The sequence below is a fragment of the Cetobacterium sp. genome, assembly GCF_051658645.1.
Taxonomy (GTDB): domain Bacteria; phylum Fusobacteriota; class Fusobacteriia; order Fusobacteriales; family Fusobacteriaceae; genus Cetobacterium_A.
Genome location: NZ_JBOFMZ010000017.1, coordinates 1 through 16,367, shown reverse-complemented (window position 1 = coordinate 16,367; position 16,367 = coordinate 1). Strand labels below are relative to the sequence as shown.

General features: G+C 27.8%; 13 protein-coding genes and 2 tRNA genes. 6 read left to right on the top strand and 9 right to left on the bottom strand.

All coding sequences use genetic code 11. The features are described from left to right. Positions 1 to 134: 134 nt before the first annotated feature. The 4 genes from ACRCZX_RS00740 to ACRCZX_RS00725 all read right to left on the bottom strand — a co-directional run bounded on the left by ACRCZX_RS00740 (position 135) and on the right by ACRCZX_RS00725 (position 3,651). Positions 135 to 662 (bottom strand): hypothetical protein, encoded by a 528-nt coding sequence (locus tag ACRCZX_RS00740; protein ID WP_438581039.1) that lies wholly within the window; start codon positions 660 to 662, stop codon positions 135 to 137. A 32-nt stretch (positions 663 to 694) separates the two neighbouring features. Then, positions 695 to 1,012 (bottom strand): winged helix-turn-helix transcriptional regulator, encoded by a 318-nt coding sequence (locus ACRCZX_RS00735; protein ID WP_438581038.1) that lies wholly within the window; start codon positions 1,010 to 1,012, stop codon positions 695 to 697. A 417-nt stretch (positions 1,013 to 1,429) separates the two neighbouring features. Then, positions 1,430 to 2,287: a molybdenum cofactor guanylyltransferase gene (locus ACRCZX_RS00730; RefSeq protein WP_438581037.1), complete on the bottom strand. Its 858-nt coding sequence runs from the start codon at positions 2,285 to 2,287 to the stop codon at positions 1,430 to 1,432. Positions 2,288 to 2,310: 23 nt separating this feature from the next. After that, entirely contained in the window at positions 2,311 to 3,651 is a 1,341-nt protein-coding gene (locus ACRCZX_RS00725; RefSeq protein WP_438581036.1) for a TldD/PmbA family protein, read from the bottom strand. Between the two features lie 140 nt (positions 3,652 to 3,791). Here ACRCZX_RS00725 and ACRCZX_RS00720 point away from each other — a divergent pair, with 140 nt between their 5' ends. Then, positions 3,792 to 5,171 (top strand): TldD/PmbA family protein, encoded by a 1,380-nt coding sequence (locus ACRCZX_RS00720; RefSeq protein WP_438581035.1) that lies wholly within the window; start codon positions 3,792 to 3,794, stop codon positions 5,169 to 5,171. Between the two features lie 586 nt (positions 5,172 to 5,757). Here the strand turns inward: ACRCZX_RS00720 and ACRCZX_RS00715 are convergent. The 4 genes from ACRCZX_RS00715 to ACRCZX_RS00700 all read right to left on the bottom strand — a co-directional run bounded on the left by ACRCZX_RS00715 (position 5,758) and on the right by ACRCZX_RS00700 (position 10,701). Further along, positions 5,758 to 5,834: transfer RNA gene (locus ACRCZX_RS00715), tRNA-Asp, on the bottom strand. Positions 5,835 to 5,872: 38 nt separating this feature from the next. Then, positions 5,873 to 5,948 (bottom strand) — tRNA-Gly (locus ACRCZX_RS00710). Between the two features lie 70 nt (positions 5,949 to 6,018). Continuing rightward, positions 6,019 to 7,626: an ATP-binding cassette domain-containing protein gene (locus tag ACRCZX_RS00705; RefSeq protein WP_438581034.1), complete on the bottom strand. Its 1,608-nt coding sequence runs from the start codon at positions 7,624 to 7,626 to the stop codon at positions 6,019 to 6,021. 120 nt (positions 7,627 to 7,746) lie between these two features. Further along, positions 7,747 to 10,701 carry a glycoside hydrolase family 2 TIM barrel-domain containing protein gene (locus ACRCZX_RS00700; RefSeq protein WP_438581033.1) on the bottom strand — a complete coding sequence of 985 codons (2,955 nt, stop codon included), beginning with the start codon at positions 10,699 to 10,701 and terminating at the stop codon, positions 7,747 to 7,749. A gap of 220 nt (positions 10,702 to 10,921) precedes the next feature. Between ACRCZX_RS00700 and ACRCZX_RS00695 the strand changes: the two genes are divergently transcribed. The 5 genes from ACRCZX_RS00695 (at position 10,922) to ACRCZX_RS00675 (ending at position 15,751) form a co-directional block, all read left to right on the top strand. Continuing rightward, positions 10,922 to 11,521: an ECF-type riboflavin transporter substrate-binding protein gene (locus ACRCZX_RS00695; protein ID WP_438581032.1), complete on the top strand. Its 600-nt coding sequence runs from the start codon at positions 10,922 to 10,924 to the stop codon at positions 11,519 to 11,521. Between the two features lie 14 nt (positions 11,522 to 11,535). After that, on the top strand, positions 11,536 to 13,224 hold the full coding sequence (locus ACRCZX_RS00690; RefSeq protein ID WP_438581031.1) for an ABC transporter ATP-binding protein: 1,689 nt from the start codon (positions 11,536 to 11,538) through the stop codon (positions 13,222 to 13,224). After that, positions 13,224 to 14,054: an energy-coupling factor transporter transmembrane component T family protein gene (locus ACRCZX_RS00685; RefSeq protein WP_438581030.1), complete on the top strand. Its 831-nt coding sequence runs from the start codon at positions 13,224 to 13,226 to the stop codon at positions 14,052 to 14,054. Before ACRCZX_RS00690 ends, ACRCZX_RS00685 begins: the two co-directional genes overlap by 1 nt. A 75-nt stretch (positions 14,055 to 14,129) precedes the next feature. Next, a complete protein-coding gene (locus tag ACRCZX_RS00680; protein WP_438581029.1) occupies positions 14,130 to 14,732 on the top strand; it encodes a hypothetical protein in 603 nt (200 codons plus the stop codon). Next, entirely contained in the window at positions 14,729 to 15,751 is a 1,023-nt protein-coding gene (locus ACRCZX_RS00675) for an EpsG family protein (RefSeq protein ID WP_438581028.1), read from the top strand. The genes ACRCZX_RS00680 and ACRCZX_RS00675 overlap by 4 nt, the downstream gene beginning before the upstream one ends. Positions 15,752 to 16,093: 342 nt before the next feature. On the opposite strand, the gene ACRCZX_RS00670 is transcribed toward ACRCZX_RS00675, so the two are convergent. Beyond that, on the bottom strand, positions 16,094 to 16,367 hold a 274-nt coding region (locus ACRCZX_RS00670), incomplete at its 5' end, for an IS3 family transposase (RefSeq protein WP_438581027.1).

The following is a 16,367-nucleotide window of genomic DNA, read 5'->3' as shown; positions in this document are numbered from 1 at the left end:
TTATTTTCTTCAAGTGTACCTGCCCTCACCATTTGGAAATCAGTCTGGGGGGACATGATCTCTATTTAGGAAATTAGCCTAAGGGGACTTAACTTCCAACTAAATGATATTTCAAAATCTGCTTTAATACAATCCTATTTAGGATTTTTTACTAAAATATATCCATTTTCTCTCTCAATAAGATATCTATTTTTTTTTAATTTCTGTAAAACTAAATAAAACTGACTTCTACTTAAGTTAAAATCATCATAAGAAATTACCTCTTTGCAAACATACTTATTTTTCGAATATTTTTTTAAAGTAAACAACACATATTCTACACTCGTCATCATTAAATTCATTTCCTTTAATATATACGACTCTATAAGCTGATTATACAATTTCTTTTTTAAATCGTAATTTATTTCAACTTCTTGAACTAAAGTTTCTTCAAAAGCTTTAAATAACCCCTCGGCTTCTTTGAATAAAAGAGTTTTATTTATTAAATCTAAATTTAAATTTAATAGATTATAAGCTATGTTGTTTTTTTCAAGAATACATTCATTTACTATTACTTTTCCATCTGGTAATATATATTTCACTATTCCTCTTCCTTCTAAGATAACATAACATTTATTTTCTATGTAAAAAGATTCACCTTTTTCTAACCTTATCATTTTCATTAATTCACCCCAATAAAAACCTAACTCCGTATTTAAGTATTTTCTTTATTTGAAGAATAAAAACTTTCAAAATCAATAATTTCTAAAATAATTGGAATTGTTGCATACCCTAATTTCGTAAGACGGTATTCAGAATATTTTGGATATATTTCAAACTTTTTTTTTGAAACAAGCTTTAACTCTTGTAATTCTTTAAGTGTTTCATTCAAAACTTTTTCACTACAAGAAGGTATTTTTAATTTTATATCTTTAAACCTTTTACTCTCAACTCTTAAATGCCAGATAATAATAAGAGCCCATTTCCGCTTTGTTATTAAAAAACTTATAGTATTATCAAAATTATAGCTCATAATCGCCCCTTTCAAACTTCTCATAAAATAGTCAAAAAAACTATAAAATTTCAGTATATATTATATCATAAATGATACAATAGTTTAATAACTGACTTTAAAGTTAACAGAATAGATAGTTTTTTTAGTTTTTTATAAATTAAATTTTACATAACTCTTTTAAAACTAGTTACTTCCAAGTATATGTTAGTGAAAATAATAACATAGTCAACTAACATGTAAGTTAGTTTGAAACATATTATTTTTTAAGTCTATTTACATTATATATATTTAAAAAGTTTACATTTTCCTTATAAATAATAAAATAGTTAATATATTATGATAATTTTAGAAGTATATGATGATAAGATTTTAGAAATGAAAAAAATGGTCTTAAAAAAAGCAAGCTGGTTCTCAAAATTTGAGAACCAGCTTTTTTCATAGACCTGTTATTTTCAAGATTTCTTTGAAAGTAGAAAGGGTATCTTTTGAAACTTTAACTTTAGAAAAACAATCTGGATCCCAATTCTCAAGTAAAATAATATCAAACTCTTTTATTGAAACTTCCAAATTATACTGAGAAGCATATTCTAAAAGATGCACTTTAAATCCAGCATCCTTAAAGTTTTTCACGAGACTTTGAAACAACATTTTAGAATCTAAACCTTCATCAGAATAGATATTAACAAATGCAGTGTTCTCTACAAATAAAGAGTTCATCTTTAATTCTTCTATAGTATCAATACTTTTTAGTAGTTTGTGTGAATTAAAACTTGTATTCTCTAAAGATATATACTGGACATTTAACTCAGTAAGAACCTCTTGCATTCTATAATTTTTATCTATAACAAAACCTTCTATAGTACTTAAAGCACTTTTATTATATATTCCAAAAAGAGGATAAGTTTTTCCATTTTTATCTCTGACAATAACAGCATCATAATTTTTTGAATTAAATTTTAACATAAACTCAATAAATTCTTTAGTAATATTTGGCATATCACAAGTTGTTACAAAAATAGAATCTGATTTTGAATTTAATAGTCCTCTATAAATACCTTCTATAGGGCCTGCATTTTCAATAAGGTCAGTTACAATAACTCCTCTAGGTATAAGAAAGTTTTGATTTTTGTTAACAGATACCATAAGATTTTCAAAATCTTCTAATTCACTGCTAATTTTATCTAAAAAAGTTCGATTTTTATCGAATTTTAGTAAAGCTTTATCAGAAAAGTTCATTCTAGAACTTTGTCCACCAGCAAGAATTAGTGCATCAATATTATTAATTTTATTCATAAAATTTCCTCCAATAAACTATATTATGATGAAATACTTATATTTTTAACAATTAACGACGGTGAACCTACACCAGACAGGTTAAATTTCAAATCGTCTCCAATACATTCTATATTATTCAATAAATCAAAGAAATTTCCTGCAGCAGTTATCTGATTTAAAGGCTTTTCCACTTTACCATTTTTGATTAAGAATCCCTCAGTTGCTAAAGAGAAATCACCAGATATAGAGTTTAAACCAGAATGCAAACCAGAGAAACCAGTTATTAAAATACCGTTTTCAATTCTATTAAGTAGAGTTTCAAAACTTTCATCTCCTTTCTCTAAGTATAGATTGAAAGATGAAATACCCATTGTACCTTTATACCCACCTTTTGCAGCATTTCCTGTACTCTCTACACCATCTTTTTTTGCTGTTTTTAAATTATATAAGTATGTTTTTAAAATACCATTCTCAATAAGATTTTTAGGCTTTGTAGGTACTCCTTCAGCATCAAATGAAGCACTACCATATCCATTTTCTAAATGTGGATTGTCAATTATAGTTACTAAAGAGTTTCCTACTCTTAACCCTAATTTATTTTTAAATTTTGAAACACCTTTTTGAACAGCTTCAGCAGAAAAAATTCCACTCATAGAACCTAACAAATCAGCAAAAGTATCATTCTGGATAATAACATCATATGATTTACTCTCAATAGAGATAGAGTTTAATTTACTTAAAGCTTTATTCACAGCTTCTGTTGCTAATTTAACTGGATTCATCTCTGAAAAATCTTTTGCAACAATATATGCAGAATCATTTTTGATACATTCACCATCTTGAACAACAACAGCTATATATGCATAAATAGAGTTAGATTTGTGATATAAATCCAATCCTTTTGAATTTTTAATTATATTTTCTCCTTCACCACTTCCCATAACACAGTAATTAACACTTTTAACTCTAGAATCCATCTCTAAAGCTGTTTTTTCAGCAGTTAAAAGAAATTCAATTTTATCTTCAACAGCAATATTTTCTAGGTTAGGACTAAAAGAGTTAACTTTATGGTATTCTTTTTTTTCACCATAAGTTTCAATAACATCTAAATTTTCAATTATTTTTCCATTTGAAATAGCTCTTTCAATTAGAGGTAAAACATCTAAACTTTCTAAAGATTCAGTATATGAATAACCCATTTTCCCATCAACTTTAGTTCTAAAAGATATTCCCATATTCTGAGAGTTACTATATGTATCAACGTCTCCTTTAAAAACTTTAATACTTTCACTTTCTGAAGATGTAAAATAAATTTCAAATTCTTCTAATTTTAACTCTTCAGCAGCTTTAAAAACTTTATCTATAAATAACTTTATGTTCATTTTTTCCTCCAAAATAGTAATTAATAGAATTATACCTCTTAATACTAAAAATATAAAGAACCAATTTCAAAATTAATGCTCTTTCTAAAAAAAAAATCATATGGTATACTCTATTGAAAAAGAGAAAAGGAGTTGTGATTATGATTGATAAAGTTTTAGTTGAAGATATATTAAACGAAGCACTTTGTACTGGTGGAGATTTTGCAGAAGTTTTTGTAGAAGATAAAACAGGTGATTCTTTTTACTTAGTTGATGGAAAAGTAGAAAGTGCTATATCAGGAAAAGACTTTGGAGTTGGAATAAGAATATTTAAAGGTTTATTTTCTGTTTATGCTTATACAAATGATATGAATAGAGAAAACTTATTAAAAACAGCTCAGAAAGCTGCAAAAGCTATAAAAGGAACTCGAGAAGATATTGTTATAAACCTTGTTAAGCAAGAAATTGAGAACAAACATAAAATTCTACTGGCTCCTGGGAGTGTTTTAAAAGATGATAAAATTATGGTTATGAAAGATGCTTATTTAGCTGCAAAAAACTATGACGAGTGTATAAGCCAAGTTAGAATAAATTATGGTGATTCAACTCAAAATATTTTAGTTGCTAATTCAGAAGGAGTTTGGGCTGAAGATAGTAGAACTAGAAGTAGATTAGGAATAGAAAGTATCGCCTCTGATATGAATGATATGCAAACAGGTTCATATAGACCTGGGTCTGGAAAAGGATTTGAATTCTTTAAAGAGATAGATGTAAAAGAGTATGCTAGAGAAGCCTCTAGAATAGCCAAAACTATGTTAAAAGCTAAATATGCACCGAGTGGAAAGATGCCTGTAATTATTGAAAATGAGTTTGGAGGAGTTATTTTCCATGAAGCTTGTGGACATGGTCTTGAAGCTACAAGTGTTGCAAAAGGGCTCTCTGTATTCTCTGGAAAAATTGGAGAAAAAGTTGCAAGTAGCTGTGTTTCAGCTGTTGATGATGGAACTTTAATAAATGAATGGGGATCTTCAAATATAGATGATGAAGGAACTCCTACAAAAAGAAATTTACTTATAGAAAATGGAATTTTAAAAGGATATATGGTTGATAAATTAAACGGAAAAAGAATGGGTGCTGAAAGTACTGGAAGTTCAAGAAGAGAGTCATATAAGTATGCACCAACTTCTAGAATGACAAATACATTTATTTTAAATGGAGAATCATCTTTAGAAGATATGTTAGCTGGAGTAGAAAATGGAATCTATGCTAAATATATGGGTGGAGGTTCTGTTAATCCAAGTACTGGTGATTTTAATTTCTCTATTATGGAGGGATATTTAATAGAAAATGGAAAAATAACTGAACCTGTGAGAGGAGCTACTCTAATTGGAAATGGACCAGAAGTTTTACATAAAATAGAAATGGTTGGAGATAATTTAGCACATGGCCAAGGAATGTGTGGTTCTGTATCAGGAAGTATCCCAGCAAACGTAGGGCAACCACGTGTAAAAATTAGTGATATAGTTGTTGGTGGAAGATAGGAAATATAGGACTAAAAGTAATTAGTTAACTTTAATTTTTTTTACTATCTTCAAATGTTTTCTTGATTTTTCATCTTATACAATATAAAATATATTTGTAAGGAGGTGATAATCCTTGTTAACAGCTTTGATAGTTGCTTTTATAGCGAAACTTCCAGAAATATCTAAAGAAATTAGAGAATGGATAATTTGGTATGATAGTAGAAAAAAGTAGTAATATTGGTTGGGGTCGCACCCTCAACCTCCTTACAAATAAAATATGGAGTTGATAAATATGAATTATAAATTATTAATTATATTTTTTTTAGTTCTATGCTTAATAGTTAATATTATAAGCCCTTTCATAAGAAACCTTCTTAAATTAAAAAATAATCAAAAATTAGAAAGTAATCTAGGCGGAAAATTAGTTCAATTTTTCTATAAAAAAAAATAGAGGGTTCGCACACCGCTCTATTTTTATAAGGAATTTCTATATCCTTGTTCAGCTTTATTAAATTATACTACAATATTTCAAAAAGTCAATAGGTGGTTTAGATGGAAAAGAGAAATAAAAAAAGATGTATTTCTACATCTTAAAGTTCTTTAATGGCGGGAGTGACGAGGGTCGAACTCGCGACCTCATGCGTGACAGGCATGCGCTCTAACCAACTGAGCTACACCCCCATTAAATTGTTATTTATCAATATAATAAAATATTAAATTGGAGCGGGAGACGAGGGTCGAACTCGCGACATTCAGCTTGGAAGGCTGACGCTCTACCAACTGAGCTACTCCCGCTAACGTCTTGAAGAGATCCCTCAAGACAAAGTTATAATACCATAACTTTTAAAAATTGTCAATTACTTTTTTAGAAGTTTTTTACTCTGAATCTATTATCACGAATGTCATAAGTAACAAATCCAATTCTTCTCATCAAAACTTTATCATGACTTACTAAAATAACTGCTCCAGGGTAATCTAACAACATATTTGCTATTGCTGTTCTAGAATAATCATCCATATATGTTGTTGGCTCATCTATTATTAATAAATCTGTTTCCATTAGAGTATTTGTAAATATCTCTAATCTTTTTTTCTCACCACCAGATAACATAAATATTCTTTTATCTCTAAACTCTATTTCATTGTTATATAAACTATCAATAGCTGCTTCTATAAATTCGTCTGAAAGACCTGTTTTATCTTTTAAATACTGCGATATATAGATGTTTTCATTAGGAAAAATTGCTTCTTGCTCAATAAATGCAATTGTTGCTTTTTCATTTATGAATACCTCTCCTGATGTAGGAGTATCTAATCCAGCTATGATTTTTAATAATGAAGATTTTCCAGAACCGTTTTCTCCAACAATACAAATTTTTGTATCTCTATCTACAACTAAGTTTCCATTTTTGAATAAAACTTTATCAGGATATTCTTTCATAACATCATTTAAAACTACAATTGGACCTTCAAATGATTTTTTACCAGTAATCATTACATCTTCTGGTGCATCTATATAGTCATATTGGTATTCTGGCGAGAATTTAATTCTTTCTTTTTGAAGTCTTATTAACTCTTTTCTCATTCTTCTTAAAATAACAGCATGAGCATGTTTATTGTTACATTTTTCTAAAAGTTTTAATTTTTTCTCAACAGCTTCTTCTGTTGTTCCAATAACCTCTTCAGTTTCTCTATTTTTCTTTTTATTTTCAGCTATTCTAATTTTTTTCTCTTTTAAGAAATTTGGATGAGTACACTCGTAAACTCCAACTTCAAAATTATCTATATCAAATATTTTATTTGAGAAAGTTTTTATAAAATCAATGTTATGAGATATTACTAAAAACGCCTTTGGACTTCCATTTATATAATCTGTTAACCAAGCTGTTTTTCTCTTGTCAAAGAAAGATAATGGCTCATCTAAAATTATTAAATCAGATTCACTAAATAGAGTTGTAGCTAGTCTTATATACTGTCTTTCTCCTCCACTAAGTTCTTTGAATTTCTTATCCAACTTATCAGTTAATTCGAAAGTATCAATAAATTCTGATTGAATATGGATATATGAATATCCTCCTAAACTTTCAAATTCATCAGATATCTTCGAATATTGCTCCATTACTTTTTCATCATTGTCAGCATCTCCAGTGAATTGAGCTGATATAGCATCTAACTCTACTTGAACTGCCATTACTCTTTTAAAAGGTGAATCTAATAAATCTTGCACTTTACTTTCCAAGTTAACTCTTCCAAATTGATCAAAACAAGTTATAACTGCTGACTCATCTCTAGTTACAGTTCCTCTATCAGGATACTCTGCTCCTGTAATTAACTTAATTAAAGTTGATTTTCCAGTTCCATTGTTTCCAACAAGAGCTATTTTATCGCTTGAATTTATTTCTAGGTCTACATTCTTATATAAATTTTGTGAAAAAAATGTTTTTGATACATTTTTGAAATCTATTATAGTCATTTTTATCTCCTTATATTCTATTAAATTTAATGTATTATTATACCATGATTTATATTTTTTAGCAATATTACCTTTATAAATAAGAAAAGCTAGAAGAGTTAAAACTCTTCTAGCTTAAAACTAGTTATTATTAGATTCTATAGTATAAGTAAAACTATATTTTTTATTACTCTGAACTAAGTATTCATCGTGTGTTGGAGCTCCCCATGAATCATCTCCACCTATTCCCATTTGAATCATATTTATATTCAATGCTGTGCAATATGATTTTGGTAATTCGTAGTGGTGAGTTGCACTTTCAAGTTCAGACACTGTATAAGGCAATGCACTAAATTCAAATGGAATATCTCCAGATATTTTTATTCCAAATCCAGCTTTATCAGTTATCTCTGCCCATCTTGTACCAATTCTATTTCCACATTCTTGTGGTATTACATATTGGCTAAGGTTTTCTTCTACACTTTTTTTAAATATTCCTAATTTAGCACCATGAACTCTATCTATATAGTTTTCTTCTGGTCCCATACCATACCATTTTACTTCACTATACTCTTTTGGAAGCTTATAGCTCATTCCAAATAAAGGCATCTCTGGTAAACCTTCAATTCCATTATATTGCATAGTTACTTTTATCTTTCCATCTTCGAAACCTTCATAGCTTAAATTACAAATTGTAGCTGGTATTGTTGGTAATTCGTAAGTTGCCTTAATCTCTACTGAGTTTTCTTTTTCTATTCCTTCAACACAAACCATTTTAGCATAGTTTGAAGCTAACTTCCATTGTGCATATCTAAATGGCATCTTATTTCCTCTGTCATTGTCTGTTGAAGCTCTCCAGAAGTTAGGCATTACAACGCCATTCACAAACTCTTTTCCTGAAAGCTTTAAAGATACTAATCCTCCATAAGCTTTTGAGAAAATAAGTTCTGATGTCTTGGTTTTTATTCCAATATTAAAGCCACCGTTTATAAACAATGGTTTTCCTTTTAAAACAACTAATTTTTTCTTCTCTTTTTTATAAACTTTCTGTCCGAAACATATCTCATGTCCTTTTTTAGCATAGAATCTATCATCTTTCAAATGTAGAGAAATTTCAATTGTATATTCTCCTGAATCTACAACTTTAGGAAGTTGTAATTTAAACTCTTTCTCTGATAAAGGCTTAACTGGACACTCTAAAACCTCTTCAAATATATTCACACCATTTTTAAACAGTTGTATTTTTGTATCATATTCATTCGTATTTGTAAATAAACTACTGTTATCTATTATAAAACTTTTTTCTTCTACGGTTATCTTGTAATCTGAGAATAACTGTTTAATTTCTTGAACTTTTGGAGATATTTTTCTATCTCCATAAATTATTCCATTTACACAGAAGTTGTAGTCTGTTGGTCTATCTCCAAAATCTCCACCAAAAGCTAAATAATCTTTACCAAACGGATCTTTCTTTATTAAAGATTGATCTATATAGTCCCAAATAAATCCACCTTGATACATTGGATATTTCTTTTCTAACTCTGTGTATTTATGTAATCCTCCATTTGAATTTCCCATTGCATGAGAATATTCACACAATAAAAATGGCTTCTCTGGAGTTTCTTGTAGGTATCTTTCAATTTCGTGTACTTTAGAATACATTCTACTTTCCATATCAGATGTTTTGTCATATCTTCTATCCCAGAAAACTCCTTCGTAGTGAACAACTCTTGTTTTATCTGCCTCTCTTAAATACTGTGACATTTTATAGATGTTTTCTCCACCAAAAGCTTCATTTCCACAAGACCAAATAACTATTGAAGAATAATTTTTATCTCTTTCAAACATAGATTCAGTTCTATCCATTACATTTTCTAACCACTCTGGATTATTATTTGGTATAACTTTTTCAGGTAATGGTTGTCCTAAAATTTGCCAAGTTCCATGAGTTTCTAAATTTACTTCATCTATTAAATATAAACCATACTCATCACAAAGCTCGTACCATCTAGTCATATTTGGATAGTGAGACGTTCTAACAGAATTAAAGTTATTGGCTTTTAAGAATTTTATATCCCAAATCATATCCTCTTCTGTTACTACTCTTCCATTATGACAACTAAATTCATGTCTATTTACGCCTTTAAATACAATACGTTCTCCATTTATTTTCATTATTTTATCTTCTATTTCAAATTTTCTAAATCCAAATTTTTGAGAAGATTCTTCTATCACTTTTCGTGTTTTACTATCTTTTAAGATAACTTTCACTTCATAAAGATTTGGTTTTTCTGCACTCCATAATTTTGGATTTTCAAATTTCTGTGCTAAATCTATTTTTATATTTTCATTTATTTTTATATCTTTTTCTTCTAAATTTAAAACGACTTCACCTTTATCTAATAATTGCATTTCAATATCTATTAGGCTTTCTTTTAAAGATTCTATCTTTAAAACATTTTTTAAAGTTGCTTTTTTAAAGCCATTCGAAAATTCAGATGTTACAAACATATCTCTTAGATGTACGTTTGGAGTTGAGTACAAGTAAACTTCTCTAAAAATACCACTTAATCTCCAAAAATCTTGGTCTTCTAACCAACTTCCACTACACCACTTATAAACTTTTGCCTTAATTTCATTTTTACCTTCCTTTATATAAGGAGATAAATCGAATTCACTTGGAGTAAAACTATCCTCACTGTATCCTACAAATTGACCATTGCAATATAGTTCTAAACATGATTCAACTCCTTGGAAAGAGATATAAACTGGTTTGTTTTTCCAGCCCTTTGGCACTTTAAACTCTTTTTTATATATTCCAAATGGATTAAACTCTTTTGGAACCTCCCCAGGTTCTAAATTTTCTCTTCCATCCCAAGGGTACATTGTATTTACATATTGTGGATCTCCATACCCCTGAAGCTCCATATGTCCTGGGACATTAATCTTTGACCAATTCGGCGAATCACAATAAGAAAAATCCCAAACTCCATTTAAAGACTTTTTCCATTCTATATTTTCAGCAGAATATTTGTGATTTGAATGAGCACTTAACCTATTTATTTTAAAAATTCTTGGATTATGTAAGTTTTCCATAAAACCCTCCCCGAGTTATTTTAATATAATTATTTCTTACTAATATATAATCATAATTTTAAGAATATAGCAATTATATGGTTAAACTTCTCACTAACTTTCTTAACTTATTAAAAAAAGTAAAAAAAATACTATTTTTTATTTGGTAAATAAAGGTAATATGATACTATATATATATGTGAATAGTTATTCAACAAAAAAAAGAAAGGTCGGAAAAATTATGATTAAAAAATATGTTGGAGAAGATGGCTTTAGATACTATACAAAAAAAATTGAACTTTTCTCTACAAAAAATGTTGTTGCTATAGGTATTGGAGCTGCACTTTATAGTGTTCTTTCTGGAGTTGCTATCCCTGTTGGTCCTAATACTTCGTTTAGAATTGCAGTTGCTCTTTTAACAATCTTTGGTGCTATATTTGGACCAGTCGTTGGATTCTTTGTAGGATTTGTTGGACATGCACTAAACGATATGATTATGTGGGGAAGTGTTTGGTTCAGTTGGGTTTTCTTATCAGCTGTTATAGGTTTATTTGGTGGATTTATTGCTCTTGACAAAAGTTTCTCTCTAGAAACTGGTAATGTTACTAAGATGCATGTATTCAAAATGTATCTATACTCAATTTTAGGAATGGTTGCTGCTGGGTTAGCTGCATATATCGGAGATGTTTACTTTTATGGTGAGCCTGCTCATAAAGTTGCAATTCAAATAGCTTTAGCTACATTTACAAACTTTATAGTGACTGCTAGTCTTGGTATTCCTATTGTTTTAGGAATTGCTGCAAGAAAAAGAAAATACTCAAATTTAAAAATAGAAGATTAAGTGAGGAATAAAAAATGATTAACGTAGTAGAGTTTAAAGATTTTACTTTTAAGTATATGAATCAATCAGAACCAAATCTAAAAAACATTAATTTAGAAATTAAAAAAGGTGAGAAAGTTCTAATTGCTGGGCCAAGTGGTAGCGGTAAATCTACTCTTGGAAGTTGTTTAAACGGTATTATTCCCTTTTCAAAAGAGGGAGGTTTCAAAGGAACTTGTACTGTAAATGGTATTGAACCTTATGAAACTAGTATTTTTGAAATTAGTAAACATGTTGGTACAGTTTTACAAGATCAAGATGGACAATTTATAGGTCTTAGTGTTGGTGAAGATGTATCATTTATTGACGAAAACAATCTTGTAGACCAAGATATAATGATTAAAAGCACTAAAGATGTTCTTACTACTATTGGTATGCAAGCTTTTATTAATCATAGCCCACAAGAACTTTCAGGTGGTCAAAAACAATCTGTATCGCTTGCTGGTATAATGAGAAGTCCTGCTGATATTTTACTCTTTGATGAACCCTTAGCTAATCTTGATCCTTATAGTGGAAAGCACGCTATGAAGTTAATTTCTGATATACAAAAAACTACTCAAAAAACAATAATAGTTATCGAGCATAGAATTGAAGATGTTTTAGAGCAAAATTTTGATAGAGTTATTATTATCAATAAAGGTGAAGTTGTTGCTAATGGAACTCCTGAAGAGTTATTCAGAAAAAATCTATTCAGAAAATATGGTCTTAGAGAACCTTTATTTATTGAAGCTTTAAAATATTCTGGTATAAACTTAGAAAAAGACTCTATATATCCTATTGAAAAAATTGCTACTTCTGAAAATATAGAAAAAATTAAAACTTGGTGTGATTCTATCGAGATTAAAAAAACTGACTTTAAAGAAAAAATTTTAGAAGTTAAGAACTTATTTTTCTCTTATACTGAAGATAAACCTATATTGAAAGATGTCAGCTTTTCTGTTAACAAAGGTGAAATTTTAGCTTTACTTGGAAACAATGGCGCTGGAAAATCTACTCTTTGTAAAGTTATAACTGGAATTGAAAATGAAACTTCAGGAGACATCATTTTACTCAATAAGAGTATTGTAAAAGACAGTATTAAAAGAAGAGGTGAAAAAATTGGATTTGTTATGCAAAATCCAAATCATATGATAACTCAAGAAACTCTAGCAGCTGAGGTTGAATTTGGGCTTCGAATTAGAGGAGTTAAAAACTATGCTGAAAAAGCTGAAAAAGCTTTAGAGGTTTGTGGATTACATGAATTTAGACATTGGCCAGTTACATCTCTTAGTTATGGACAGAAAAAGCGATTAACTATTGCTGCTATTTTAGCTCTTCAACCTGAAGTTTTAATTTTAGATGAACCAACTGCTGGACAAGATTATAAAAGATACAAAGATTTTATGAAATTTGTTAAAGAGATTGCTCGAAATGGTGTCGCAATTATTTTAATAACACACGATATGCACCTAGCTTTAGAGTATGCTAATAGAGCTGTTGTTTTATGCAATGGAACTCTTGTTGCTAATGATCCACCATCTGTTATTTTAGGTAAAACTGATTTAATGGAAAAATCAAACTTAAAAGAAACATCTTTATCTCATATGGCTGATTTAATGGGATTAGACTCTGAAAAATTAATGAACTCTTTTATTAATTTTGAAAATATAGGAGGTACTAAATAATGTCTAGAGGAGGTACTTTATATATTGAAAAAAACTCTATAATTCATAAAATGGATGGAAGTATTAAGTTTTTATTACTTTTAGTTTGGACAGCTTCAGTTTTCTTATTTAATGATCTTAGAGTATTTATAGCTTTCTTTTTAGTTGGAATGACTTTATTAAGCTTTGCTAAAATTCCATTTAAATCTATAAAACCGTTGTTATTGTTTATAATTATGTTTACTATTATGAACTCTGGATTTTTAATACTTATTACACCTGAATATGGGTCTACATTAACTGGAACAACAACTAGTATTTTAACCATAAAAAACATAACTTTATCATTGGAAACTATCTGGTTTGCTCTTACTCTTTCTATGAAATATCTTGCTGTATTTCCTATAATGATGATGTTTATATTTACTACTCATCCAAGTAAATTTGCTAGTAGTTTAAATAAAATTGGTGTATCTTATAAAGTAGCTTATGCTATCAATATTGCTCTTCGATACATTCCAGATGTAAGAGATGAATTTAAAAATATAATGCACGCTCAAGAAGCTAGAGGTGTAGCTTTTAGAAAAGAAGATGCAAATATTTTTGTAAGACTTCGTAATTACAATACAATTTTATTTCCACTTGTAATTTCATCACTTAACAGAGTTGAAGTTATTTCAAATGCAATGGATTTAAGAGGATTTGGAAATGAAAAGAAAAGAACTTGGTATAGTTCTCAAAAATACGGAAAAATTGATTTTTTATGTTTAATCTTGATGAGTTCACTCTTTTTAATATCTTTATATTTTAAAATCTATATTTTAAAAGAATTTTGGTATCCTTTTAACTAAAAAATCCTCTTTAATTAGAGGTTTTTTTTTATTTTTCAGTAATAATATATTAAGAACATTATTGTGGGGTGAATTATGTCATATTTTTTTCTAAAATTACTAAAAAATAAGTTTCAATTTTTTCTCATATTTTTTTCAATAGGTATATTTATTACTTTTTATACTTATAGTCAAAAACCTATAATTTATTCTGCAAAAGGTATTTTTAAATATATAGAGCCTGAAGGTATGAACAAAGTTACTAAAGTTGATGGCAATGGAACTATTACATATGAAAGTTTTATTCCAGGTAACAGTGGCTTACATATTCCATCATTAATTATTGATAGAAAATCTTTAAAGCTATCTTTAAATACTGGTAATGGTATCTACACTATTATTAGTGAATCTCAAAATCAGGACATACCTATAAAAGAGATAAATAATTTTTTAGATAATCTTTTTTATATTAATTCAAATTTTTTAAAAGAAAAACTTCTCGAAACAAATATAAATGAAGAAATATTAAAAATACAAAATTTAATAGAAAATCCAAAAAAAACTTTTCCTATTATAACTAGAGCTAACAAAGTTGAAGTAGTTGATAATAGATATTTAATACTTCTAGCTGGATTCGTTTTATCTTTCTTTAGTGCTTTAACTATAACTGTTTTAAAAAGTAGAGTTGATGAGTTATGATTTTTGTTTTTGGAATATTTGGAATTTTTCTTTTTTATAGTGTGGTTTTTACAGAGGATTTTTATGAAAAAAATCTACTTTTAATCCCTGTTTTTCTTTTAACCTTATACACTGGAACTCGTTTTAATGTTGGTGGCTATGATTATCATGTTTATAAGTATTTTTATAATTTGCCATATTTTCAAAATCCCTATGGGTATGAACATCTTTTTGTTTTTTTAAAAGATTTTTTCAAATTCTTTGGATTCAATTATAATATTTTTTTACTCACTTTAAGTTTTATATTTAATTATACGATTTATAAACTTTTTATCAAATATAGTATAAATCCTACAGTTTCATTTTTAATATATCTTTCTACATTTTATTATTGGCACAACTTTACAATACTTCGAAACTTTATTGCTATTCTTATATTTTGGATAAGTTTGAAATTTATAATAGAAAAGAAGCTTTTAGTTTATATAGCTTTAATTACAATCGCTACTTTTTTTCATAAAACAGCTATTATTTTATATCCTTTTTATTTTCTTTTAAACTATAAGTTAAATAAAAAATCTTTAATATGTATTTTTGGAACTGCTCTTTTTATAAACCCTTTATCTTTTTATATTTTTAAACTTAATATTGAGTTTTTAGGTTTAAGTGAACGTTTGAACAGATATTCTGGAATTGTTGAACATGGAAATAGATATGAGTTCTCAGAACTTTTGATTTTAGTTTTCATTAGTTTATTTTTTATAAAAAAAGCATCTTCTGAAGAAGCAATTTTTATAAATTTAAATATATTTGCTCTTTTTATATTTTTATCATTTTATAGATTTGCTATTATTTTAAGATTTCTAGAATATTTTAGACTTGGAGTTTTTATAACTATACCTTTTATTATCTCAAAAATTGAAAATAAACTTTTCAGAAGTTTAGCTTTTATAGCTGTTCTTTTATATTTTACCTTTAAATATTACGACACTATAACTGCTTATGCAATATATAACTATAAATCATGGTTATTTTTATAAAATAATATGTCTCATAATTTAATTTAGTATAATCCATTTTAGGCAGACAGTTATTAAAAAAATCTGTAAAACGGACCCTTTAAAAAATAACATTAAATATTCAAAGCTGATTTCTGTATTATACAGAAGTCAGCTTTTTTAAGGCTTTGAGGTTCTCTACACCCTTTCAACGCACACGGCGTTCCATAATAATTTTAAATTTTATTTATATTTAGAAAATGGTTTTAATATTCTTGCATAATTTTCATTGTCTTTATAGTAATCCTCTCTGTTACTGCTTTTCAATAAGGTTTTGAACGAAGAATTTAGCAACATCATCACTTCCGCTGATGAGGGCACACATCATTTCATTAATCTATATATTCTTTTTAAATTATATTTTTTATTCATTCTAAAATTAATGTTCATAGTCATTCTACGAAAACCATAGATTTTATTAACCGAATGGTATATTTCCAAGATTTTTTCTTTAATAATTTCATTTTCAATTTGACGAGCTGATAATGATTTATTTAACCATTTGTAATATGATCTTCTATTTAGATTCCATACTCCACAAAGAAACTTTATTGAATAGTTATTCTCTAAAGCTACATTTTCAATAGCTAAAAATTTT

Bases quoted from the DNA above. Each gene is read 5' to 3' on its own strand.
- ACRCZX_RS00740 (WP_438581039.1), bottom strand. From the start codon at position 662: ATGAAAATGATAAGGTTAGAAAAAGGTGAATCTTTTTACATAGAAAAT.
- ACRCZX_RS00735 (WP_438581038.1), bottom strand. From the start codon at position 1,012: ATGAGCTATAATTTTGATAATACTATAAGTTTTTTAATAACAAAGCGG.
- ACRCZX_RS00730 (WP_438581037.1), bottom strand. From the start codon at position 2,287: ATGAATAAAATTAATAATATTGATGCACTAATTCTTGCTGGTGGACAA.
- ACRCZX_RS00725 (WP_438581036.1), bottom strand. From the start codon at position 3,651: ATGAACATAAAGTTATTTATAGATAAAGTTTTTAAAGCTGCTGAAGAG.
- ACRCZX_RS00720 (WP_438581035.1), top strand. From the start codon at position 3,792: ATGATTGATAAAGTTTTAGTTGAAGATATATTAAACGAAGCACTTTGT.
- ACRCZX_RS00705 (WP_438581034.1), bottom strand. From the start codon at position 7,626: ATGACTATAATAGATTTCAAAAATGTATCAAAAACATTTTTTTCACAA.
- ACRCZX_RS00700 (WP_438581033.1), bottom strand. From the start codon at position 10,701: ATGGAAAACTTACATAATCCAAGAATTTTTAAAATAAATAGGTTAAGT.
- ACRCZX_RS00695 (WP_438581032.1), top strand. From the start codon at position 10,922: ATGATTAAAAAATATGTTGGAGAAGATGGCTTTAGATACTATACAAAA.
- ACRCZX_RS00690 (WP_438581031.1), top strand. From the start codon at position 11,536: ATGATTAACGTAGTAGAGTTTAAAGATTTTACTTTTAAGTATATGAAT.
- ACRCZX_RS00685 (WP_438581030.1), top strand. From the start codon at position 13,224: ATGTCTAGAGGAGGTACTTTATATATTGAAAAAAACTCTATAATTCAT.
- ACRCZX_RS00680 (WP_438581029.1), top strand. From the start codon at position 14,130: ATGTCATATTTTTTTCTAAAATTACTAAAAAATAAGTTTCAATTTTTT.
- ACRCZX_RS00675 (WP_438581028.1), top strand. From the start codon at position 14,729: ATGATTTTTGTTTTTGGAATATTTGGAATTTTTCTTTTTTATAGTGTG.